We start from the raw sequence: 22,668 nt of genomic DNA on the forward strand, positions 1-22,668 counted from the left end.
TAAGCCTTTACCTTCCTTTCATAGCTATGAGCAACGACGCAATCGCACTTTATGAACCAATCAACCTTCTGAAACAGGTTGACGAAGATATTTGGATCGTAGATGGTTCCATCGTGCAGATGGCAATGTATGGAGCTTTGGTTCCCTTCCCAACCCGAATGACGATTGTGCGACTGAGCACTGGTGACCTATGGTGCCATTCACCAACAGAATTGACTCCAGAACTGAAAGCTCAAATTGACTCCCTCGGTTCACTGCGCCACCTCATTTCGCCCAACAAAATTCATTACGCCCATATCGGTGCTTGGACTAACGCCTATTCAGAAGCTATAGCATGGGCATCTCCAGGTGTTCGCGATCGTGCCGCGCAGCAGAAAATTGCAGTGGATTTTGATGTTGACTTGGAAGATGAACCACCACCTCAGTGGGTAGCAGACCTAGATCAGTTAATCTTTCGTGGCGGTCGATTTATGGAAGAAGTCGTCTTTTTCCACCGCAAGAGCGCCACTCTCATCCTTGCCGATCTCATCGAAAACTTTGAACTAAATAAAGTGAGTCAGCAGTTGCATTGGCTACTTAAATTAGGGGGTGTTGCTGATCCGGATGGAAAACTCCCATTGGATTTGCGAATGACATTTATCGGGAGAAAGGAACAGGCACGTAGCTGCTTACAGCGAATACTTCAGTGGAACCCTGAAAAAGTTATCCTATCCCACGGTCGTTGGTATGAGAATAACGGTACTGCTGAGTTACGGCGTGCTTTTCGCTGGCTTGAATAACGTTTAGACGACAGCAAGCTAACACTTTCAATGAAGCCGATAGTGTAAAGGATCTCATGCTTAGTTTCACTCGTATCTACCGTCGCTCACTTTTGCCGTTGCCTATGCTGCCGAACTAGACAATGAGCTAAAACCCTATGGGAAAGATTGAGCTACCTACCAACCCAACCGATCGCCAAAACTCCTGAAGCCGTTTATAGTGTTGGTAATTGGCAAAGACTCATTGCCAATTACCAATTGCAAATTACCCATCGTGTAAAAAAAGCCCTCTGACATTTCCGTCGGGGGCTTTTTGTTTTAGGGGCAATCGGGCGATCGAACTACTCCAGCAATTGCCATAAATTTAACCTCACATTCTACTTTAATTGTAATGTAAATTATGAGATGCTTGGTGTTAATTATTTGTATTTCTTTCTAAATGGGTTTAAGCGTTCTAAAAATTCAAAAATTAAATAAACAGAGCGACCAGTTATAATTATAGATTGTAATACTTTTAACTCTATAAAATCTAATATTAATTTTTTTTGTTTTTAAAATGGTTGGTAAGAGCTAACTTTATTTTTTAAATTAATTGCCGTATTTTGGTTAGAATCGTTCGTAGACAGGTTATCTTTTATTTTTTGGACAAGGAGTTCCCAACTCTCACTCTCAGGCTGTAGTCGAATGGCATCATTCGCACCACTTTGTGCGAAGTATCTTTCCCGGTCACCCACCATGATTTGACCACCCAGTTTTAAAATAACGGGAATTTGTGCGGTTTCCGGGTTAATTTTAAGCATTGTGGCAATCTCTACCCCATTCACTTGCTTATCATGGTATATATCCGAATAAGCTGTATTAACAATAATGATATCCACTTGCTTATTAACTGCGATTTGCATTGTGGTTTTTATATCAAATCCATTATATGCAACCAAATTAAATTTTATAATAAACCGTCTAACCATTACGGAAAAATTCAACCAATTATCTCCAACTATTAAAACTTTTATTGAGGCTTTAATGTGTTCAGGTTCATCAATCTCTGCAATAGCACAATAATTCATAGGATGAAAATTAAAAATAGCAATTATTTTTAAATTTTCATTCTGGAAACTCACTAAGTCATGATAGGTTTGTGCGGGTAGTGAGCAATAGACAAAATCCCACTGATAAGAATTTTTATCTGAATCCCAAACCAATAAGTGGACATAACAAAGCCACAAAGAAAATTTACTATCCATTTTTTTTTCTACTTAATTTACTATTTTTTGCGTAAACAAATCGGTGCTTTTTCGTTTTAAAATTAGCCCGAGGAGGGCTATCCCGCCTCCATTGTGTAAACTATCTTAATTCATCTATCCTCGCCTCCCAAAAATTCTAAAATTTTCGCAACGTCCCCCAAGTCAGCTCTCGACTTTTTACGCCGCGCTTTCAACTGGTTGAGCAAGTCTGCTGCCTCTGGTAGTTCGATCAAGTTACCGATCGCCCAAGCTCCAGAGCCACTATACTGCACTAATTGGGGCATCCGTTGCCAATTACTAATTACTAATTACCCTTCATTAAAAGCTCCCCGACCTTGTGCCGGAGGGTTTTTTGTTGCGGATGTTGGCGTAAACTTTCAAAAACGGTTTATTGAGTAATAACACCTCTGCTAGCTCATGCGAGACTTAAGAAACCAAGAAGAGTTGTGGGGTAAGTCCAATGAGTTGGAAGAAGGGCATAGTAATGGCTCTGCTGCTGTTGGGTGCGGGCTGCGATATTTACAAGGGTTCGCCTGTTTCCCAAGAGGAATTCGGTGAGGGTTGGCCTTTAACAGTGCCAAGGGGAAGATTATTGTGCGTTGTTTATACAGGTCCACGTGGAGATCCACGACCAGTGGTTACTTTTATCGCTCCCGATGGCAAGAAATACGGGGTGAACGGTAACGCTAAGAGTGTGGGACATTTTTTGGAGATTGATTCAATCCAGAAACCTGACCCAACTAATCCACGTGCTAAAAAAAATATTGAAGTGTTGGCAGACAAAGGAATGAAGCTCTGTCCGTAAATTTAATCGTGAAAAAACCCTCCGGCATCCGTCGGGGGTTTTTTGTTTTAGGGACGATCGACCGTTACGATTCCCCGCTGCCTATCACGGAATTATCCGCATCAGCCAGTTTTATACAAACTTTACAAATTTTCCTCCAAAATCTCCAGCATTGTCTCCACGTCCGGCAACTCCACCTTTGATTTTTTCCGCTTGCCCTTTAACTGGTTGAGCAAGTCAGGCGGCTCCGGTAGGTCGATCACTGATACTGGATTTTGTTCCAGTTCTGCCAGTTGCGCTTCAAGCTTCTCCCGTTCTTCACGCTCTTCTCTAAGCCGGGATTGCAATAGTGCTACCACCTTGCGCTGATTGTCGATCGTTGTAGAACTCGATTCTAAAAGCTGATCGTAGTCCTGCTGATTCTCTGTCGGCATCGAGTCTAATTGCCGCCTGAACGGTTCGTCATGGGTACGATCGCGATCGGGACAAACGGCGAAGAATCCCCCCAACCGTGGAGATAACGGCCGGGGACGGGTGCAGCCACCCAAGAAATTGATGCTCTAGATCATCCCGGTAAAGCATCACGTCCGACGTGCCTGCCTGCCACTTTGACCCGAACGAATTAGAAATTGCTGGGGAGCTCAGTTTGGCGATTGGCGGTTTTTGCTCTCCCCCGGTGCTGGCACAGGACGGCGATAACTACAAAGTTGTTAGCGACCACTTTCAATTCCATGCGGCGGTTCTGGCACGGAAGCTAAACCCAAGGGCGGGGGAAAACATACCGGCGATCGTGCTGGAAGCTGAGAATCAGTCGGCGGTGCTCGCGCAATTGAAAATATTGAAAGTCGCCTAGACCAGATCGCACCCCATCCGCTTTTTCTGGATGGGGTTTTTTAAACTTCTTGAGAAGAGTGATAATTAAAAGGACTAAGCCCATGAACAACAGCAACGACGACCTCGAATCCCTTATCCGCTCTGCTAGCCCGGATGGCCACAGAAGCGAATTGATTCCTGTCACCATTACTCCTGAGATGGCCAAAGGATACCTCTGTTTTGGACTGGAACAGGAACGGGAGATTGATCAGGCTGTGATTGAAGATTATGCCCAGACAATGCGAGATGGCGAGTGGAAAGCTGGCTCGATACTGATTTTCTCTGAAAATTACAAAATCATTGATGGCTATTACCGATTAGCAGCAGTTGCCCAGTCAGGAGTGCCGGTGGAATTTTATCTTGTCAGGGGAGTGCCTTTCAATCTCTAATCCCAGTTGCCCCATCCGTTTCTAGATGGGGCCCCTTTTTGCCTTAGTGTTCGTTCTTTTGAGCGAATTTTGCAGCAGTGCGATCGGGCAAGTCTGGCTGGCAAGCGAGATTATGTTTTGCTTAGACTGCTGTGGGGTAATGCGCTGCGAAGGAATGAAATCAGCCAGTTATCAGTTCGTGATTTTGACCCAACCACTAAAACTCTGAAAATTTTAGGCAAGGGACGCGGGACGCAAGCTGAGACGATCGATTTGGGGCTGGCAACTGTTCATGCGATCGCCGACTGGTTAGACGCCAGGGGCGGCAATTCCTCTCAAGATGCTTCCCTGTTTACGGCGCTTGATTTTGCGAATACAGGTCATCGGCTGACAGGCGGCGGCCTCAGAAAAATTATTGTCCGTCACAGCGAAAGTGCTGGTATTGGTAAGCAAATGTCACCTCACCGCATCAGACATTCAGCCATCACGGCGGCGCTGGATGTAACAGACGGGGATGTAAGGAAAGTTCAGAAACTCAGCAGCCACAAGAATTTAAACACTCTGATGGTGTATGACGATAATCGTGGCCGCGACCAAAGAGATGAATTGTTAGTAGTTGAATATTCGCTGCTTCCATCGCTGCAAGGCTTTAGCACTGATCACGAGTCGAGAAGGAGTGCTGGCACCGCTGGTTTGGGATTGGGTAAAACTTCGAGCTGTTCCATAAGTTGAGGAAAGTGACCGTTTTTCCATCATTTATCTCCCCCGCCTCGCTCAGCAGCAAAGGTTCTTGGATTTGTTTGAACAACGCAGCTTGGGAAGCAAGCGCACCGCAATAGAGACAAGCAAGGTTAGTTTTTCCCCGCGCCACTTCATGAATCCCCGTCAGTTCGTCGCCAAAAGAGCAAGACCGTATTTTGTAGATGCACTTGCTCCACATAATTAAGGATTCTCACAAATATAAGGGTCGATCGCTTCTGGCTTCGGGGAGAAAGCGATCGTCACCAATCAGGAATTTCTTGGGCCGCGTCGTCTGATAGGTCTTGTGACAGTTGCTCTCTTGGTAACGGCACAGCAGACAATTCATCCTCTACACCGGGAAATGTATCTTTTCCGGTGTAGGAAAGCATCGATAAAGAGGCGATCGCTCCTTTGACTTGATCCGGCTTCACCTCTAAGTATTTCTGCAATTGTTCGAGGTTGTTGTGACCGCTGATTTCTTGAATAATCCGCAGCGGAATTCCGGCGTTGCTCATCTGGGTGAGAGCCGTTCTCCTAAAACTGTGGGTGGATGCTCCCTCGATGTCGGCGCGATCGAACGCTTCCCTCAAAATCTTGTCCGCTGAGTCGGGGTGCAAATGCTTCCAGTGGTGCGAACGGTGGCGGCCGGGGAATAAATAAGTCTGACCCGCGTTGGGTTTCCAAGATGTTAGGAGACTTCGCAAATCTTCAATGACTGGAATCGTCCTGGTTTGAAGTTGACCTTTGGTGTTGGCTTTGCGGAAGTTGATTGTAGAACGGACGGTGCCCCTGTTCGTGTAGATATCCTTGACCATTAGGGAACAAGCTTCAGCAATGCGGCAGGCGGTGTAGAGGCAAACTCCAAACAACGTGCGATCGCGAGCGGTTTGCAAACCTTTGTTGAACAGCAGTTCGATTTCCTCCTGCGTAAGGATTTTTGCTTGTCCGTGCCGTTCTATCTTCATGCTTGGTGTATACTCGACCCGATACCACAAAGTTTGCCGCAAATACTGCATTACTGCATCCGTAGGGGGGATTTCTTAACGGGGCGGTGGTTGGGGGCGATCGCCAGCTCGCTGGCAGAGCTGTTTGAGTAAAAGTGCCTTAAATTAACCGATAATTTTCCATAAACCATCGCAACTTACATCAATTTAACTTGGCAATACACCAAACCCATGAAGCTATCTTGTTTTGCGGTGGCAACAATCCTTTCAGGGCTGTTTGCCACGATCGTCAATTTTCCTGCAAAAACGCTGGCTCAAGCAAGAAGAGAACCCTTTCCTTTGGTGGGAGGAGTGACTTTAGGCAAGCTCGAATACGCATCTTTTGCCACGAGCCCGGAACGACAGCTTGAAGCTGCAATCCGCAGTGCAATTAAGAGAGATTTCCCAGAGTGGAGTTTGAACAATTTATCTCCAGTTACGTACTCGTATGTCAAGAAGGATATCAACGGCGACGGTCGAGCTGATGCGTTTGTTTACATCAACAATTCTATTGGGAGCGGTTCGGGGGGTTTGCACGTTGGGATTTTTCAAGCTAACAGCAGCGGCTATCAATTAGTTGGCAGATTCTTGCACACTTGGGCGCTGGTTATCAACGCCAAAAAAACATCTGGATGGAATGAGATTTTGGTAGTTCCGGGAAGAATAGATCGTTACCCTGATATCTTTTACTCTACGTGCAGGTTCGATCCGAATAGATCCGTTGGGTCGAGGAATAGCGATAGTTTGTTGGGGAAATATGGGGATTGTCGAGAAATTCAAAGAAATGCTGTGATTTCGGGGATTTTGATAAGTGGTGTAAATCCAGTAGGGGGAAAACCGACTTTTCGATTAAACCCATAGGTCAAGAGCGATCTGGAAACGTGAAGATAGCCCCGGCTGGCTGCTCTGGCGCAACAGCTCCTGGGCAAGGTAAATCAGACAACTTAACTACAAACAGCCTTCTATATACTCAACTTCCGGAAGTTTACCCGACCTAAAATATACAACTCGATTTGTGGCAGTCTGAAAAATTACCCGGTAGTTTTTGTCAGCAGCATCTAGAGGAACAAAAGTTAAATATTTACTATTTGCCTCCGGCCGAGCCGTGAGAGGATTCTTAGTTATTTGAATCTGCCCTGGATAGAGAGAAATAATGCGGTCTTCACTATCCCCGATTTTTGCACCTCTGATGGTAGTTATGCGCTTATCGCTAATATCAATTCTGGCAATGCGCCCCTTTGTTACCATAAATGCAATGCCTTTTAGCTCTCCTTGTGGTTTAAAGTAAGAGCAACTGTACGCATCCGGCCCGCTCGCTACAAAAACCAACTTGACTCCAGCAGCCCGTGAAGCTTCATCAACTGTCATTCCAACTCGAATCGGCCCAATGCCATTAATTGCTAATTTCGAGTTCTCTGTTAGCGACGCTTGAGCGTTGACTGATATTGCCCACAGAGAAACGATGACGATCGTACTGATTAATAAGGTAAAAAGAATCTTGAAACTCTTTAAATTAGGCATAAAACTATAACTTTTTGTAAAAAATATCTAGTTTGATTATTTGGGCAAAGATACTGTACAGCCAGCCGCATTGAATCGCTGAACCATCTCAGACTTTTCCGGTGAATTAGCTATGAATAATTTGGTTGGCGGTATCAGAATAAGCCTGTGCACAAAAGGCTGTATACCAGTTTTATTACTTTGCACGGATACGCTGCCCAAATAATTTTTATATCGAATAAAAAGCCTGTAACTTTCACCGGTAAAACTTTCGCCTTTGATACGAAGTTGACCGTTCGATACAGAACCTAAACTAAAATAAGCATTATTTCCCGTACCGCCGCGCATGGGATGATTGAAAAGAACGCAAACACGACCTCTGGTATTTGATGGGTAGATGCTCCAATCATACTCTTGCCCGGCCCACGTACCGATAAAGGGCGCTACTGCTGGATCGACTTGCGACCAAGCATTGATGAAGGATTCCAAAGCCGGAACAAGCGGCGCCTGACGAAATTGCCTCGAACGCTGTAAAATCGGTATGTCCCGACGAAATTCTTCGATCGCTCTCTGTAATTCCGCATCAGTTGGGTAGCGTTCAGACTGGCTTTGTGCCAAAGCTGGCAAGCCACCCACACCCATGACTGTAAAAAACAGGATTAATAAAAATGATGGTCGTTTCATATTATGTCTCGTTTCATCTAACAATACTCCGGACAGTTTTTGGAACGAGACTACAAGCTTTACAGGGCAAGGATCATAAATAAATTCCAATTAAATGCAAGTCAGGCGTGGAGCTGACATTGATTTAATTATCCACAGTGGCTCAAAGTCCTAGAGAATAAGCCCTTCAGCCATATAAAAACTGTCCGGACTATTGATCTAAGCTAACAGATTGATTTATGCGGTAATTGGATGCAGTTCACGAAGAGAATTACTTGACAAAAGCAAATGAGGATATAACTCTCTGGAACACTCGTTCATCAATTGGTTTAATGGTTGATTCGTAACTAAAAGCAGAAACAGTAATCTTGTGCTTGCTATTAGGAGCCATGAAACTAGCTGTCAAAAAAGTATTAACGCCATTGGTCACGTCCGTTTTGACGTAAACTACTGCTTTTTGGTTGGCAATGGTTGTTGGTTTGATATTTTCAAATCGCTCGTTCGCACGAACTTCGGGAAGCAGGCGAGTGTCAGACTTTGCAGGCTCTATTTTCACCGTGACCAATGAGGGATAGCCATCACAACCTATTTGCCTATTTTTCTTACAGCAAGCATTTAATTCCTGTTCGTTAGGGTTATACAAAAGTATGTAGGTGATATTATCACGGCGACTTGTTTCACTGGTATAGTTAGCTGGAATATCAAACACAAATCCAAAATCAGGGTTTCTAATCTTTTTGCTTTCTCTGGCCGGATTGACAAGCGCTCCTCTTTTACAAAATTGACGATTTTGCGCTGGAGTTGGGGAAACTTCAATCCCCCAAAAGGTTAAACAAACTATGAAACTAATCAGCGAGCGCATTTTCATATTTACCTCATTTTTTTTGTTCAATTCTTCTTTTAGAACGCAAAATGTGGCTGATTTGCTCGTTAGTCATGAAAGGAGCTGTTAGGCAGTTAGTCCTAAAACAACCCGTTCCTTTTTCGGTGAATCTAACTTGAGTGTCATTGGCAAATCTTAACCCAGAGTTCCCTAAATTCCAGAAAAACACAATTGCTTTGCCCGATCGTACATACCGATCGCCGTTGGCAACGTCAATTTCTCCAAGTCCACCAACGTTTACAGGTGGGTAGCTGGATAAACCTTGCTTGAGAATGTAAGCTGTAATAACGCTGGCTCCTTGATTGAAGTAAACATAGCCATTCCTAAACTCTGGCGGTAAGTCATAATCAACTTGGATGTGACGTCCACCACCTTGTTCTACAAATTCTCTCCAAGTTGTAAGCTGGGGTTTGAGTTGTTGAGTAACATTTTGTGTTCGCCCCTTTATTACCTGAGAATTAGCGACACTTGAACGGGCTAGTTCAATTAATTTACCAGCAGGCACAGCAGAGTAGAATTGAAAATAAATATTGTCTTGAACCCACGATACTTTACTCCAATCAAGTCCTTGAAAATGGTATCCGTGCTGGTTTCTCGATAGCTGAACGGCAGTTGTCCTCGAACCTGGCTTTATTTGGTTCTGTTGATAATATGTCGATGTAAGAGTGCTTGATGTCACTGAGAAAAGCCGACACACTAGCTCGTATGCTCTGCTTCCTTTTTTATTAAAGCGTGGTGAAAAATTCTCGTCTTCTAGGTCAAAATGAGCCCATTCCTGGTTGGCATCAAATGTTAATTTGGGAGACATCTCTCTAGTAATAGCTCCAGGTAAACGACTGGGCGGTCGAAAAAGTAAGTTGCTGGGAAGTTTGTTTCTAATCTCGCCGATAATGGGTTTGAATATAGGATCGGGTTCGGCAATTGCAGGGATTGGTGCAAATCCTCCGGAACCGACAATTGCCAGACTTACCGTTAAACTTAAAAACAATTTGTTTTTCATAAAATTTTACCTAGCTCCCTAATAATTTACTGTTCTTAACATCCTTTGAAACACCAACGATTATTCTGTTTTTGATTATCAAAAAATACGCGGTGAGAACTCTTGCTAGGATGAGCAGTAGGCACACCTAAATTTTGCTTCGGATAACGTGTTCCATCAAATTGATAAATTTGATACGAGATTTTACGAATGCTCGGAGAGTAGTGCGTAACAACAATATCTCGCCATCCATTAGAATTGACAGATAAAACGCCAAAGGGACGAATAGCAAAAGTGTAGAAACCTACTTCCCTATAGCCATTCTGCGTTCGTTGAAAAATAGCGACAGAACATCCTCCTGACCCCCCACAAAAGGCTCCTCCCGACAAATACACAATAGCATCACTTAAGTTGTCACCATTTAAATCGATGAGAGCATATTCATAGTAGGCAGCAACATTATTATTTGCTGTTGCTTTATTCACCTCTTGAGCCTGCAAAAAGGCTCTTTCTAAAGCTCGATCTCTGACTTTTTCAGATTGAGCCATACTTACTCGTGCGGGATATGCCACAACAAGTGAAGTTAGTAAGAATGCTACAGAAGTCAATGCTTTATTCATATCTAGTTCACGATTAAAGAAAGCAGGTAATAAGAATGGGTCTAAACATAGGTGCGGGTTCCGCAATTACAGATTGAGTTTTGGTTGGACAGTAACCTCCTAACATCGCGTACCCGACCATGATTCCCTAAACTCATTTTTATTGTTCGATGTTTGCAAGTAATTTTTGTGACAAGTAATATCCCAATGCCAAATACTTGCCAGCTTACGAACAACCTTCTATGTACTCCACATGAGGGATTTGCCCCGACAAAAAGCTTTCGGCTCGATTATCATTACCTGTTGCAAAAATCAAGCGGTAGTTGCTATCTTTCGCATCTCGCGGAACAAATATCAAGTTTTTTCCAGGACCTCCTATGGGGTTTTTGATGGTTCTAATTTGCCCGGGGTATAAAGCAATAATCTGAGCTTCTGTATCTCCGATTTTAGCTCCTTTGATTGTAGCAATCCGCGGGTTGCTAACATCTACTCTCACAATCCGACCTTTTGCTACCATAAAGCTAATTCCTTGCGGCTCTCCCTGCGGCTTAAAATAGGAACAAAACTCTTCGTTTAGAACGGCATAGCTTTTGACCAACCTCTCTCCAGCAGCTTGAGCTTCATCAACTGTCATCCCGACTCGAATCGGCCCAATTCCTTTAAGCGCTAGTTTCGAGTTTTCGGTGAATTGCGCTTGATCGCTAGCTGTTGTTACCTAATTATTAGAATTAACGCTCAGAGTGTACGCACCCCGGCTGCTGCGGTCTTTGCCGCTGACAATTACCCGATAGCTGCCTCCAGTGGGCAAGGTAATGCTAAGCTCGGAGGTGCGATCTTTGGAAGCTTCATCATTTTTACTGCCATAGCTCTCAGCAATCTTTTTCCCGTTTGGAGCTATTATAGCTGCATAATGGTCGAAAGCTCTTTGACTTAGGAGCGTAATCGTAACAGATTGACCGGCTCGACCTTCAAAAGTATGGGTGCGGTATAAATTGCCGTTAGAAGCAAGTACCGGGTCGCCATCTTTCAAAACCCCTGTCTGCTGCGATATGGAAAGCGATTTTACTGCTGGATTAGCGGGGTTGCTCAAATTTAGGTTGTAGGCTAAGATTGGCGGATTCCAACCATTTGCCTCTGCGACTGTTATCATAAAAATCGAATCGCTGCTAGAAGATTTAATTATTTTTCTGATAAACCCATTGTTGATTTGAACGTTGTTTATAGGTCTTGCTTGTTGAAAGTTAGGTTGAGAGATATACAGGGCTACTGACCCATCACTATTCCGGGTAGCAAAAAACAAATAATCCCGACCGCTAGCCCTAAAATCAAACTTATAGATAATATCTTGAGATTGAAAACGCTGGCTGATAACAGGTGATTGACCCGTTATTATTGGCATTGGATTAGGAGGTACTGACGGAGGTAATGTTTCAGTAACAAAGATAGTTAAACCCAGCATCAACTTAAAAACGTTTTCTTTCGCCATATTTTTGCTATCCTTTTAAACTGAAAAAGATTGTACGATGGTTTGGACGGGCAGTTTGGGGTTTTGTCAGACAGCCAACTCCCAACACCGTGCAAACGAGCGTAATTCCTAAAAGCGATCGATATTTCATAAACTTTATCTTGATGTTTTGAGAGCTACTAAAGACTTGCTCGCTGGATACCTTCTGTATGATTGATTTCATCTAAGCCAGCAGATCGATTTATCTCGCAATCGAACGCAGGTTACGCTCGGCTGGTTATTGTTCAGGCGGCTTTCCCGCTCTGCGTTAGAAATCTGTTTTAAAGTTGCGGGCTGGCGGAAATAGTTTGTGCCGCAAACCCCATCAACGCCGATGCTGCCATCAGCGCAGGGTTTTTCTCCGCGCCCCTGCAATCCCCATGTCAGTTTTGTTCGCACTCCATCTTCCCAGCGCAGAGTGCCTGCTGCCCCTCCTGCCCAAGAAAACGACTCGTAGATGCAGGTTTGCTTGAGATCTACCTCGTCTCCCCGAAACAACCAACAGGAAACAGGTGTTGGCTCGATTCTCCCCGCGAGTGCGGGAACAGAAATGCCCGTGAAGAAAGCAGGTAAAAAAACAGCCAAAATTGTCAAGTAGATTTTCATAGTTTTAATGGGTTTAGCAGGCTAAATTTATCGTTGCTGTGGCAGGGCGTGAGTGCAGCCAGCTTCTTTAAATTGTTGAAGCAACTGGTTTCTCTTAGCTGGGGGAACGCCGCGCACTAATTCAGCAGGATTTGTCAGGGGTTTGGGCCAAGCGTATTCATAGATACCCGGTCGATCGTTGCTAGTGTTGATAAAAGCTACTCCCAAATAGTTGCCCTGTTGGAGGAGAACCGTTAAGTTACTGGTTTTGATGGATTTGCCAGATACAGTTCCTACAGCAAAACTTATCCCGATGTCCGGCTTGGGGGGAATAAAAGTTTCTACAATACACGCTCGACCTCTAATACTTGAAGGGTAAATACTGGTAGTTTCTTCTAGCGCCGTCCATTGACCGATGAAAGGTGCTATATCGGGATTGACTGGCAACCAAGCTCTGACAAACGCTTTCAAATCCTGCGATTGAGCTGCATTGCGAGGATCTCGAAGGTAAAACCCGCGAGAGCCTTCAGGAGGAGAAGCCACAAAATTGCGGAAGCCCTTCATTAATTGCTGCAATTCATTCTCAGTTGGATATCGTTGAGATTGTTGTGCAATAATTGGTAACGAGACAGCAGCTAAAATGCCTAAACTAATTGTAATGGTGAGTGGCGATAGAGCTTTCATAAATCTCCTTATTTTCATTTGGCACTTTGAATTGGAGGCTCGTTAGCCATCGAAGTAGCAACATCAAGCAGTTCCTGTTTGATGTTAGCCGCAGCGCGTAACTGAGCCGAGAAAGTTAGACCGTTCTGTTTCCAGAAAATAGTCTGACTGCCGTCACCGCTTCCACCGCATCTGATATTAGTGTAAACACCTTGAATTCCCGATTTGATATTTACAGAAACGGCATTAGCACACGGCCATTTAGCCTGTTTTTCTAACTCGGCCATGCGTGTGTCTGAGTTTGACGCAGAAAATTCCCCTGCAAAACAAGCATTTGCTCTACACCCAGGTCGATAGTATAGTTGAATACTCAACTCACCACCTCTCGAAGAAAGATAGGAGTAAAGTGTATTGTTAGAATTAGCAGGGGGCAGGGAACGATAGGGAATAGAGGCGGGTAATCGCATCACCATATTTCTAGGGAGTTGAGTTTGAATATCCCGGATAAACGGTCTGAAGATAGGTGCTGGTTCTGCCATTGCAGATTGAGGCTTTATAAATCCTCCAACCCCTAAGATTCCCCAACTCACCATTAAACTAAAGATCGATCGCCTTTTCATGGTTTTTACTTGTTGTTTGCAATACCAAATGGTTCCGCAATTTGTTGTTCCCACTTTTGTGAACGATCCAAATCAAGCCACTGTAAGAAAATATTACTGCCTTGTGCAAAAGTTTCGGCAGCAGTTACCCAAAAATTTAATTTGCTTCCTAGAACCAACTGATTGATTACAGTTTGTTCGATGCCTGACTTCGCTAACTCTTGGGCAAGAACTTTAGAGCCTGTTGCCATTAGGTAGGATACGTTTTGCTCATTGATCCAACTCTGATTGACAAAAGCTCTTTGACTATCTTGCAAGGTGAGAAACATTCCATTTTTGATTAAGCTGCCTACTCGCTCTTTTTGTATTTCCGTGAAAAGAGATGATAACAGTTTAGATTTAAAAGTCAAGTTATTAGCGTCAACAATTTTAGGTAAGACAGTATCAGATAAAACTCCGATAGCAAAGGTGGCTTGATTATATCTCATGGCTATTTCACCGTTTTTAGTGAATATCATGCGTCCCCCTGGGGGAATAGCGATGTTTCTAATCTCAGTCTTTTGCGATCTACCAATTGCATTCCTCGGATCGGTAAAACCATATCCTTCAGTCAATAACCTGAAAAGCCTGTTTGCTCCCTCAATGGGAAAGCCATATAAGTTGGTGGCTGGATTTCTAATACCTGTAATTCCTCTAACTTCGATCAACTTATTCCGTGCATCGTAAACTTCCACTACACCATCGGCATAGCCAGTGTTATACACATCTATGCTGTAAACTGCCGTTCCATCGTTTAGTTTAATCGCATTGGGTTTGTCAAGTATAAAACCATAACCACTTAATAACTGACTTGGGCTTTTATCAGCAGGTGGAACATTAACTCCACGAATTGATTGTGGATTCGCAACTACAAGAAGCGATCGCTCTCCTGTATTCTGTTGGCTTGGAGAGGGCGATCGCCCCGCTGCATCCTGTTGTCTCTGAGATGGCGCTGGATTTGTTGCACTCTGCTGAGTAGGTGTACTGACGCTCAAAGCGTACCGGCCCCGGCTTTTATTATCATAACCATTAACAATTACACGATAAGTACCATTGCTAGGTATAGTGACAGTCAGACCAGAATTTTTACTTGACTGATTAATGTCGTCATTTTCTCTTAGTAGTTTACCATCTGGACTAAAGACTGCCACGTAGGTATCAAAATCAGAACTTTCTACTGTCACGGTGATGGACTGACCAGCCGTACCTTGAAATGTGTATTGATCGTATAAGCTATTATCTGAGGGAAATACAGAATCACCGCTTGCTAGGACTCCCTGTTCTTGGAGAAGAAGCGAGCGCCCTGTGTTAGTTTGTTGATTTGGAGAGGGCGATCGCCCTGCTGTATTTACATTCTGACCAGCTTCTAAAATCCGAGCTAATTCTTGGTTGGATACTGCACTCGATTTCATGCAAACTGTAGAAAAGCAAACCATTCCATCGTCTCTAACAAATGCTCTACCCCTGGGAATTGAGTTTAGATATGGAATTGAACTATTCGTAGGAGTAAGCCAAGTAATCAGAAGTGCTTGACCACGACGCATCAAATCCTCTAATGATTGCCGTGACTGCTGAGCACGAAAATGTGATGCGTCACCACGATAGCCGAAACCAAAACTTGGTACACCACCATAATAATCGTAGAAGAGGCCATTACTCAGTACAGCACTGGGTTCTATCCCGTCTTTCAAAACATACGCCACATCTAAGGAATTGTTGTCTTCAAAAAAGATACAACCCTGCTTGAAACCATCAGGAAGTTCATTAAATGCCAGCCATATTCCGCCTCTACCCCCACTCGTCGTTGTCAAACCTTGACTAAAACTAGACCATCTCACACATCTGGTTAACTCTTGCGATCCTCCTGTTTGTGCCTGTTGGCTTGGAGAGAGCGACCGCCCTGCTGTATTTTGTTGATTTGGATCGGATATTCTATCAATAGAGATTTTATCACCTCTAGTATTGTTATTGAAGGAATTAGCTACATCGTTATAGTCAAGAAATAGCCTTCCCGACTGACCCATAGATAGTTGATTGCGTCCTCCTATAAAAAAATAATTTCCCTTTGCACCTACCTTACCTACAAGCTCACCAATAAAACCTTTATATATAGCATTAGGGTCATCCTTTTTACCGATATTGGCTCGATTCACAAACCTGTCGCCATCAGGATTAGTTAGCAGGGTACTATTCACAGGCGATCCTTCATTACCGTAACTTCCTTGACCGCTTGCTGAAAATTGCAGGGCATCTCCTCTAGATGCATTGATTCCTGAATCAACGCAGAAATTTCTAGCTGGAACAGCGATACTTGTTTGTGCCAAAACTGATTTAGAGCCAGCACCTAACACGGTCAAGCCAAACATTACGCTAAATAGGGAACTCCTTTTCACAATCTCTCTCCTCATTTTTTACTAATGATGACAAGTATAAATCTATCATTATTTTGGTAAAGAAACCGTACAGCCAGCCGCATTAAATTCTCGAATCACCCGAGAAATTTCTTGCGGGTTAGTTTTGGATAACGGTAACTTTGTCGGTGCTTGCGGTAGTTGAGGATATGTATAAATATCAGAACCAGGCTCGGCTCTAGCTGTGTTATCGCTACCAACATAAGCTACCAATAAGAAAGTATTGCCGATCGGAGTTCTTTGATTCAAAAGTACCCGACCCGTTAAATCGCCACTGAGGCTAATTTTCCCACGAGATATAGAAGCTACACTAAATTTGTAGCTTGGTCCGAGAGAAGCCCGAATGACGCATACACGACCCCTGACATTTGATGGATAAACGCCTATATCCCCATCATTGTTCGTCCACCAACCCAGAAAAGGTGAAACTGTTGGATCTACTCGCGACCAAACTTTAACAAAAGATTCTAGTGGCTGTCTTTGAGCTGCTGTGCGTGTATCCGCTTCCGTTCCACCGCAACATTCTCTTGAGTAAGCTGGCGAGGACGCTCGTTGTTGAAATTCTCTAATAATTTGCTGAATCTCTACATTTGTAGGATATCGTTGAGACTGTGCGGAAACTGATAAAGAACCAATCGTTATAATTGTCAAGCTGATTATCAAGCTACAGGGCGATAGCCATTTCATAAACTTTCTCCTGATTTTCTACTGATATGTAAAACACGAACTCAAACTACTTGCTTTATTACGAACAGCCTTCTATGTACTCCACTTGGGGGAGCTGCCCCGATCTGAAATATTTAACTCGTCTGTCATTCCTTGTCTGAAAAATCAAACGATAGTTGTTATCCGCTACATCTCGCGGCACAAATGTCAAGTTGTTTCCAGGGCCACCTAACGGATTTTTGATAACTCTAATTTGCCCTGGATATAGAGAAAAAATTTGCTCTTCAGTATCTCCAATTTTAGCCCCTTTAATTGTAGTAACCCGCTCGTTACTAATATCGACTCTGACAATGCGACCTTTGGCTACCATCAAATTAATTCCTTTTGGCTCTCCCTGTGGCTTAAAATAGGAACAAAACTCTTCATTTAAAGGCTCATAACTTTTTATTAATCTTACTCCCGCTGCCCGCGACGCTTCATCGACTGTCATTCCAACTCGGATCGGCCCGATGCCATTAAGTGCTAGTTTCGAGTTTTCTGTTAGTTGCACTTGAGCATTGACTGATGTTATCCAAACTGCAAAAAGGACAATTGTGGCAATTAGTAAGGTAACAAATTTAGTTGAACTGTTTAAATTTCGCATCGATTGCTATTGCTCCTTTATTTCGGTAAATATTTCTCTAATTCCGCCGTGCGTTTGTCTGTCTCGCCGGCAAGACAAGCATTGCGAGCACCTGCATAGGCACTACCCGCAGGTGTCATTCTACCTTGGTCTTTGCAACTAGCATCGCGGCGCTGAATCCAAGCTAATTGTTCGTCCATTAGTTTTTCTCGATCGCGCCGATTCAGCTTCGATATTACTTGCTTGTAGACTTCATTGAGTCGGATATCTGCTTGTTGGTAAAGAGCAGCAGCACAATTGTTTAATTCACCTTGGGTTTGAGGTTGGTTACAAATAGCAGGTTTGGAAGAAGACAATGTATCTGTTTTTGTATTTGGGCCTAATAACTGAATTGGTGAATCTGCCTCGATAGCCGAGTTAGCTATTTGAATTACAGTCGCCTCATCTGTTTTAAGTTGCACAGTGTATAGGACTCCTTTATATACCCACTGAATTGCTGATACGCGACGCGGCATTTCAACAAAATATCCCGTGATACCTTTTGTTAAACGTACTTCCTTATCAGCATTAGAATTGGGTATGCCGCCTCGCTTTGCCTCGAAATAACCAAAGAAGCAAGCAGTCACGCTTTGACAGTTTGGAACCCTGCCTAACTGGATTTTATAGCCGTTTGTTTCACCCCGGCCTTCTACATAAATGCTCTGTCCTAGCTGTGAAAAAAACTCTAACTCGCTCGGCAATAGAATCGGTACTTTAGTTTCCCGTTGGAGTTTGGGTAAAAGGGGACGAAACAATACAGCTACTTGCCTCGAAGAGCGTGCTTGCCCGTAAAGTTGCTTTTCATTAGGCAGATTTTGTATCACCTGTTTATATTGAGCCATAACCGATGATAACGCAATCCCTAAAAATGCCAAGCTTGCCATTAAACTAAAAATCGAGATCCCTTTCACACTTTTTCCTCTCTGTTTGCTAAAAAATGCCTTGTTTGCAGGATGACCGACAGTATGTTGACTTTCAAAAATGAGCGACTTGTTCCTATATAACTTCTACTTTCTACCGTCAAATGCCTTGATACATCCTTCAAGACTTCGCCTAACCTCATCGGGGGCTTCTTCAAGCCTGAGCCGATAAGAATTTTCTCCTAACAAATTAGACCCGCCACCAACAAAAGATAGCTTGCCATCTCTACTAGCATTAGGAAATATAGTGTTAGTAATGGTATTTCGCTGGGTTGTTCCTTGAAAACACTCAATTTTGCCAAAATTGTATTTAATTCCTGTAATTGTATTTCCTATTTTCCGAAACACAACCCGCATATCTGGTTGTTTTGGATCGATTACCCGTCCATAAAGGTACTTTCCATCTGGTAAACTTTGAATCGTTTGTTTACCATCTCCCTCTGTCGGTGTTCGTTGACTTATCGAGGGCGATTGCCCTTGTGCCAAAACTGATACTGAAGCAACGCCCACCACCGTCAAACCAACCATCAAACTCAAAATCGAGAGCACTTTCACGCTTTTCCTCCTGCTTTCTCAAACACCTTCACCGCCTCAACCTGCCACACCGCATCCCCTACCTACATATCAGCCCCAACCCGCTGCTTTTATGCAAAACACCAAGCGATTGTTACAAAGCTTTACAGACAATAAGCAAGCCTGGTGTTGAATTGACCGACAGTACGCGGAGCGTCAATCGCAAGGGTGCAACAAACTAACGGCCCGCCGAATTCTCGACCACTCCGACGCTAGGGACGTTTCATCAGGCTGTATCCTGCGGTAGCCCAATTCTGAATGGCGGGTGTAGAATACGGCATCCGCCACTTTATTGAGTACGGGGCTGGATAAAATTAGCCCGTTCCTACTCTGACCGTCATACACCGAAATCAGCCAATCGTAACTAAAACGCCTGTTGCAACCCGGCTCGTACACCAAGTTATTCCGCACCACTTTTTGAATAGCAGACCATTCGTTGATGTACTGAGTTTCATCGGGGCCGATTTTGCGGCGGTTCAGTTGTGGGTGAAGCTTGTAGAAAATAAAGTCAGTCCATTCACTAATATATTTTTGGGGTGGCACTGTTCGGGTTGCGACTTGCACCGCAGCAGGCGCTCTGGCCGCGGGATAGCTGGCGGGTCGCGCTACTGTCGCACCGGATAAAAAAGGGACGGCGATTAATCCGAAGATCGAATAGTTCATTGCATACCTGGTTTCTCTATGCCTGCTTTCGTTAGGCAAAAAAAGTTAGCAGTTGCACCCGATAGCATTTTTTGCTGCGTTCAAACCCAGAAGGTTGCAGTCAATATTGATTTAGATTAGAACGAGATAACTCGCTCTCGTTGTTGCAGGAATTATCCCACCTTTACTGCATTACTGCACGATCTTTCAATATCTCTTAACAGCAAGCGCAACAGGACGCTCGGTACATCGAAGGGCATCGAAGGAGCGAGGGCGAGCTGTGTGGCGGGAGTTTGCGACGGTGAATTGGTGGTAGTTACAACTCGGATAATGCGACGCGAAAAAGGTAGCACCGCGAGAAAGGTGCCATGCACTACGGCATGGAGAGGAGGCGAAGCGACGGACGGTACAAAAGTTGGGCGTTTAAAAATGAGTTTTTAGGTCACGTAGTATAGTTATTACTACTTGTATAATTCCTGATTTTAGGCAAATCGTTATGTAAATCTGAGTGTAAATTAAAACTCAGGAATTTTACAATGTCTCTTCCTCCCCATCCACAGTTGCTCCAAAAGCTAAAGGAAATTATAAAACAGTATCCAGAACTCGAACCAAGCCTGCAACCAGTAATTGATTACATACAACAAACACGTGAAACTTATATGAAAATAGTTTTAGAGCAAATGAAGGAATAGATTGTAGAATAACGTTCGGGTTCTTTTCACTTTTTAGATCCCTGAACCATAGATTAGAGTAACGAGATCGTGTTTATCAATTGCTTTAGGTAAAACTTTAATTGCTTATTCGCCTCGTCAGGGAGATCGTTAGAAATTTTTTGCTCGATAAATTTGAATGCTGCTACATAAACATCTGATTTCACCGTCAAAGGAATCTTCATGCTTGCTTTGTACAGTAATTCGCCATCTCCTAAATTTAGGCAGTGATGGATTGCATACAAGTAGTTTCTAAGATCCTTGGCAAACTGTTCTTTCAGTTCGGAAGACAGTTCTAACACGTATTCGGTAGCTTCATGAGCCAAAATCTCTTGCTGTCGGTCGTTTAGCCAACCTGCGGCTTGGTGGCTAAACTCCATTCTAGTTTGAAACTCTTCTACTGCGTTTTTTAGTTCCTCGATTGCTCGATCGCGGCGCGTTGCACGTTTTTCCTGCTCTGCTGAGTCTCGATCGAACTGCTCAACAATCTCTGCTAGTTGTAAACCCAAAGTTTTGACAATTCGGGTGGCAGAATCCATAGATACGGAATCCTTGCGGAAGAAACGGCCAACCGTTTTGCAATCTACCTTAGCTAGCTCGGCAATGCGATCGTAGGTTAGAGGCTTGCTCTCGTCGCCTTCTCCGCGTGCCTTGGCTCCCAGAAGCATCTCGATTCCGACATCAGTGACCCGAACACCGCGAGGCTTGCGATTTTTACTCATAAATGACCTATCAAAATACCAACTATAGCCTTTCTTACCCTGGTGAGGTACACGCTCATCTCTTGATGGCCAAGCTTTTCAGCTTCAAGGATGTACTTCACCTTACCAATAACCGCTATAGTTAGTAGGCTTTAAATGTCCTTTCAGGACAGAAAAGGGAACTTAGCGCTTTGTCCTCAACAGGTCTGGAATTCACTTATCAACTTGACTAATTTGATAGTTATATCACCCAACCGCTCCAGTTCTGAAGCTCTTACTCGATGGAAAAGCCATCATTTCTGAAGGGGTTGAATTAACAACTATTGAGGTACAAAATGAACAACTCCCTAACATCCTTCAGCCTAGCAACAACCGAAAACACAAGTCAAGCGACTGAGGCTCCCAGCAGTTCCAATAATTTTATTGCCAATTTGGCCTCCCTGCACCCGATACAACAACTCCAATACGGAGGAATTGCCGTGGCGACTATTTTGGCCGTAACTTTGCTAATTCGTTCGTTAACGGAACTGGTTAAAGCCTGCAATCGCAACTGATGTAAGAGACGGCTGATGCTTCCCACATCAGCCGCTTCTTAGGTGAGTATATTAGTTCTATAGGTTGCGATTAATTCTTTGAATCGACCGGACATAATTTGTATTATATCCAGGACGGTAGCACCGTCCTGGGTATAATGGGTGTAGTTAAGGGGCGCGTGCGATCGCATCATTACGGGCCCGTGCGTCTGATTGTTGAACCACATCTGTCATTCTTTAAAACTGGAGAGTCACTACCGTTCTGCTATTGAGCCAATTGAACGGACTCGCTATCAAATTGTCTGGCTGCACGCTGCGAGGATTGATGACCGAAGAGGTAGCTTCAGTCACAGGCTACCACGCCCGACAGAATTCAGAGAATTGCCCGTCGTTACAACCAAAGGAGAGTAAGTTAGTGGAAAGTAATACAAATTGGCAGAATGCTGGGCTTGGATTAATTGGTGTTGCAATTTTTGGTGCAATCATCTGGGCTTTATTTTATGAAATTGGCCAAGCACCTTGGCAATTTATCACAATTCTAATTGCTTCATTAGGCGCATTGATTACAGTTGCGGGGAATTTTAATATTCAAGTCCGCAATGAACAGAAGCCCAAAAAGATTGAAGTATATGACAAAGTTATTAACCTTTTCTTTGATAGTATATTTGCCCAAAAGTTAGGGCAAGAACCTAAAACTGAAGAAGAGTTAATTAAAAGCATCCATGACATGACACCTGATTTAATTTTATGGGCTTCTGACGATGTTTTAAATTTATACATTAAGTTTCGCCAAATGGCAAACAAGCAAGATTCTTCAACCACTCCTATTCTGTTGTTTGGTCAAATGCTACTAGCAATGCGAAAAGACTTAGGACATCAAAATAATCAAATAAATGAGGAGTCGATTTTAGGTACATTCGTAAATGATGTTGAAAATCTCTCTAAATAGACGAGTCTCAGGCTGCTGACTGGGCGCGACCCACTATCCGCCCCGCCGCGATCGCATCGACCTAATCCGCCACCTTCGCCACCACCTTCAGCAGCAGCTAGAGGGTGAAACGTTCAAACTGGAGTACAAGCAACAGA

29 protein-coding genes are annotated in these 22,668 nt (G+C 43.7%); 8 read left to right on the forward strand and 21 right to left on the reverse strand.

All coding sequences use genetic code 11. From position 1 onward, the window contains the following. Positions 1 to 26 precede the first annotated feature (26 nt). Positions 27 to 779: a DUF4336 domain-containing protein gene (locus QUA38_RS00705; protein ID WP_333158290.1), complete on the forward strand. Its 753-nt coding sequence runs from the start codon at positions 27 to 29 to the stop codon at positions 777 to 779. Between the two features lie 530 nt (positions 780 to 1,309). Here QUA38_RS00705 and QUA38_RS00710 read toward each other — a convergent pair. Beyond that, a complete protein-coding gene (locus QUA38_RS00710) occupies positions 1,310 to 2,002 on the reverse strand; it encodes a hypothetical protein (RefSeq protein WP_333158292.1) in 693 nt (230 codons plus the stop codon). A 110-nt stretch (positions 2,003 to 2,112) separates the two neighbouring features. Further along, complete coding sequence (locus tag QUA38_RS00715) at positions 2,113 to 2,286, reverse strand: hypothetical protein (protein WP_333158293.1); 174 nt, start codon at positions 2,284 to 2,286, stop codon at positions 2,113 to 2,115. Positions 2,287 to 2,462: 176 nt separating this feature from the next. Between QUA38_RS00715 and QUA38_RS00720 the strand changes: the two genes are divergently transcribed. Beyond that, entirely contained in the window at positions 2,463 to 2,807 is a 345-nt protein-coding gene (locus QUA38_RS00720; RefSeq protein WP_333158295.1) for a DUF2511 domain-containing protein, read from the forward strand. Between the two features lie 122 nt (positions 2,808 to 2,929). On the opposite strand, the gene QUA38_RS00725 is transcribed toward QUA38_RS00720, so the two are convergent. Then, positions 2,930 to 3,220, reverse strand: coding sequence for a hypothetical protein (locus tag QUA38_RS00725; RefSeq protein WP_333158297.1), 291 nt, complete (start codon positions 3,218 to 3,220; stop codon positions 2,930 to 2,932). 158 nt (positions 3,221 to 3,378) lie between these two features. Between QUA38_RS00725 and QUA38_RS00730 the strand changes: the two genes are divergently transcribed. From QUA38_RS00730 to QUA38_RS00740, 3 genes are all read left to right on the forward strand, one after another. After that, complete coding sequence (locus QUA38_RS00730; protein ID WP_333158299.1) at positions 3,379 to 3,639, forward strand: hypothetical protein; 261 nt, start codon at positions 3,379 to 3,381, stop codon at positions 3,637 to 3,639. Between the two features lie 82 nt (positions 3,640 to 3,721). Then, the gene (locus tag QUA38_RS00735; protein ID WP_333158300.1) at positions 3,722 to 4,048 is read left to right on the forward strand and encodes a hypothetical protein; all 327 of its coding nucleotides are present in this window, start codon (positions 3,722 to 3,724) and stop codon (positions 4,046 to 4,048) included. Positions 4,049 to 4,054: 6 nt separating this feature from the next. After that, positions 4,055 to 4,759 (forward strand): tyrosine-type recombinase/integrase, encoded by a 705-nt coding sequence (locus QUA38_RS00740; protein ID WP_333158302.1) that lies wholly within the window; start codon positions 4,055 to 4,057, stop codon positions 4,757 to 4,759. Positions 4,760 to 5,028: 269 nt separating this feature from the next. Here the strand turns inward: QUA38_RS00740 and QUA38_RS00745 are convergent, their stop codons facing one another. Then, positions 5,029 to 5,784, reverse strand: coding sequence for a tyrosine-type recombinase/integrase (locus tag QUA38_RS00745; protein WP_333158304.1), 756 nt, complete (start codon positions 5,782 to 5,784; stop codon positions 5,029 to 5,031). A 159-nt stretch (positions 5,785 to 5,943) separates the two neighbouring features. On the opposite strand from QUA38_RS00745, the gene QUA38_RS00750 reads away from it, so the two are divergent. Further along, positions 5,944 to 6,612, forward strand: coding sequence for a hypothetical protein (locus tag QUA38_RS00750; protein WP_333158306.1), 669 nt, complete (start codon positions 5,944 to 5,946; stop codon positions 6,610 to 6,612). Between the two features lie 87 nt (positions 6,613 to 6,699). On the opposite strand, the gene QUA38_RS00755 is transcribed toward QUA38_RS00750, so the two are convergent. From QUA38_RS00755 to QUA38_RS00835, 17 genes are all read right to left on the reverse strand, one after another. Next, positions 6,700 to 7,272 (reverse strand): hypothetical protein, encoded by a 573-nt coding sequence (locus tag QUA38_RS00755; RefSeq protein ID WP_333158308.1) that lies wholly within the window; start codon positions 7,270 to 7,272, stop codon positions 6,700 to 6,702. A gap of 36 nt (positions 7,273 to 7,308) precedes the next feature. Next, positions 7,309 to 7,935: a hypothetical protein gene (locus tag QUA38_RS00760; protein WP_333158310.1), complete on the reverse strand. Its 627-nt coding sequence runs from the start codon at positions 7,933 to 7,935 to the stop codon at positions 7,309 to 7,311. 250 nt (positions 7,936 to 8,185) lie between these two features. Next, entirely contained in the window at positions 8,186 to 8,806 is a 621-nt protein-coding gene (locus QUA38_RS00765; protein ID WP_333158312.1) for a hypothetical protein, read from the reverse strand. Beyond that, the gene (locus QUA38_RS00770) at positions 8,790 to 9,797 is read right to left on the reverse strand and encodes a hypothetical protein (protein ID WP_333158314.1); all 1,008 of its coding nucleotides are present in this window, start codon (positions 9,795 to 9,797) and stop codon (positions 8,790 to 8,792) included. The genes QUA38_RS00765 and QUA38_RS00770 overlap by 17 nt, the downstream gene beginning before the upstream one ends. Before the next feature lie 35 nt (positions 9,798 to 9,832). Next, positions 9,833 to 10,396 carry a hypothetical protein gene (locus QUA38_RS00775; protein WP_333158316.1) on the reverse strand — a complete coding sequence of 188 codons (564 nt, stop codon included), beginning with the start codon at positions 10,394 to 10,396 and terminating at the stop codon, positions 9,833 to 9,835. A gap of 205 nt (positions 10,397 to 10,601) precedes the next feature. Next, the gene (locus QUA38_RS00780; protein WP_333158318.1) at positions 10,602 to 11,009 is read right to left on the reverse strand and encodes a hypothetical protein; all 408 of its coding nucleotides are present in this window, start codon (positions 11,007 to 11,009) and stop codon (positions 10,602 to 10,604) included. An 81-nt stretch (positions 11,010 to 11,090) separates the two neighbouring features. Continuing rightward, the gene (locus tag QUA38_RS00785; RefSeq protein ID WP_333158320.1) at positions 11,091 to 11,861 is read right to left on the reverse strand and encodes a hypothetical protein; all 771 of its coding nucleotides are present in this window, start codon (positions 11,859 to 11,861) and stop codon (positions 11,091 to 11,093) included. 198 nt (positions 11,862 to 12,059) lie between these two features. Beyond that, entirely contained in the window at positions 12,060 to 12,485 is a 426-nt protein-coding gene (locus QUA38_RS00790) for a hypothetical protein (RefSeq protein ID WP_333158322.1), read from the reverse strand. A 27-nt stretch (positions 12,486 to 12,512) separates the two neighbouring features. Beyond that, on the reverse strand, positions 12,513 to 13,148 hold the full coding sequence (locus QUA38_RS00795) for a hypothetical protein (RefSeq protein WP_333158324.1): 636 nt from the start codon (positions 13,146 to 13,148) through the stop codon (positions 12,513 to 12,515). 14 nt (positions 13,149 to 13,162) lie between these two features. After that, positions 13,163 to 13,747: a hypothetical protein gene (locus QUA38_RS00800; protein ID WP_333158326.1), complete on the reverse strand. Its 585-nt coding sequence runs from the start codon at positions 13,745 to 13,747 to the stop codon at positions 13,163 to 13,165. Between the two features lie 5 nt (positions 13,748 to 13,752). Further along, entirely contained in the window at positions 13,753 to 16,131 is a 2,379-nt protein-coding gene (locus QUA38_RS00805) for a PPC domain-containing protein (RefSeq protein ID WP_333158328.1), read from the reverse strand. Between the two features lie 75 nt (positions 16,132 to 16,206). Beyond that, positions 16,207 to 16,827 (reverse strand): hypothetical protein, encoded by a 621-nt coding sequence (locus QUA38_RS00810; RefSeq protein ID WP_333158330.1) that lies wholly within the window; start codon positions 16,825 to 16,827, stop codon positions 16,207 to 16,209. A gap of 94 nt (positions 16,828 to 16,921) precedes the next feature. Continuing rightward, positions 16,922 to 17,485, reverse strand: coding sequence for a hypothetical protein (locus tag QUA38_RS00815; protein ID WP_333158332.1), 564 nt, complete (start codon positions 17,483 to 17,485; stop codon positions 16,922 to 16,924). Between the two features lie 17 nt (positions 17,486 to 17,502). Beyond that, the gene (locus QUA38_RS00820; protein WP_333158334.1) at positions 17,503 to 18,345 is read right to left on the reverse strand and encodes a lysozyme inhibitor LprI family protein; all 843 of its coding nucleotides are present in this window, start codon (positions 18,343 to 18,345) and stop codon (positions 17,503 to 17,505) included. 165 nt (positions 18,346 to 18,510) lie between these two features. Continuing rightward, the gene (locus tag QUA38_RS00825) at positions 18,511 to 18,978 is read right to left on the reverse strand and encodes a hypothetical protein (protein ID WP_333158335.1); all 468 of its coding nucleotides are present in this window, start codon (positions 18,976 to 18,978) and stop codon (positions 18,511 to 18,513) included. A 174-nt stretch (positions 18,979 to 19,152) separates the two neighbouring features. After that, positions 19,153 to 19,659 carry a hypothetical protein gene (locus tag QUA38_RS00830; RefSeq protein WP_333158337.1) on the reverse strand — a complete coding sequence of 169 codons (507 nt, stop codon included), beginning with the start codon at positions 19,657 to 19,659 and terminating at the stop codon, positions 19,153 to 19,155. A 724-nt stretch (positions 19,660 to 20,383) separates the two neighbouring features. Next, complete coding sequence (locus tag QUA38_RS00835) at positions 20,384 to 21,070, reverse strand: hypothetical protein (RefSeq protein WP_333158340.1); 687 nt, start codon at positions 21,068 to 21,070, stop codon at positions 20,384 to 20,386. 314 nt (positions 21,071 to 21,384) lie between these two features. Here QUA38_RS00835 and QUA38_RS00840 point away from each other — a divergent pair, with 314 nt between their 5' ends. Further along, positions 21,385 to 21,603: a hypothetical protein gene (locus tag QUA38_RS00840; protein WP_333158342.1), complete on the forward strand. Its 219-nt coding sequence runs from the start codon at positions 21,385 to 21,387 to the stop codon at positions 21,601 to 21,603. 394 nt (positions 21,604 to 21,997) lie between these two features. Next, positions 21,998 to 22,531, forward strand: coding sequence for a hypothetical protein (locus tag QUA38_RS00845; RefSeq protein ID WP_333158344.1), 534 nt, complete (start codon positions 21,998 to 22,000; stop codon positions 22,529 to 22,531). The last annotated feature ends 137 nt before the right edge of the window (positions 22,532 to 22,668 follow it).

This window comes from Microcoleus sp. Pol12B4, assembly GCF_036701385.1.
In the GTDB taxonomy this organism is placed as follows: domain Bacteria; phylum Cyanobacteriota; class Cyanobacteriia; order Cyanobacteriales; family Microcoleaceae; genus Microcoleus.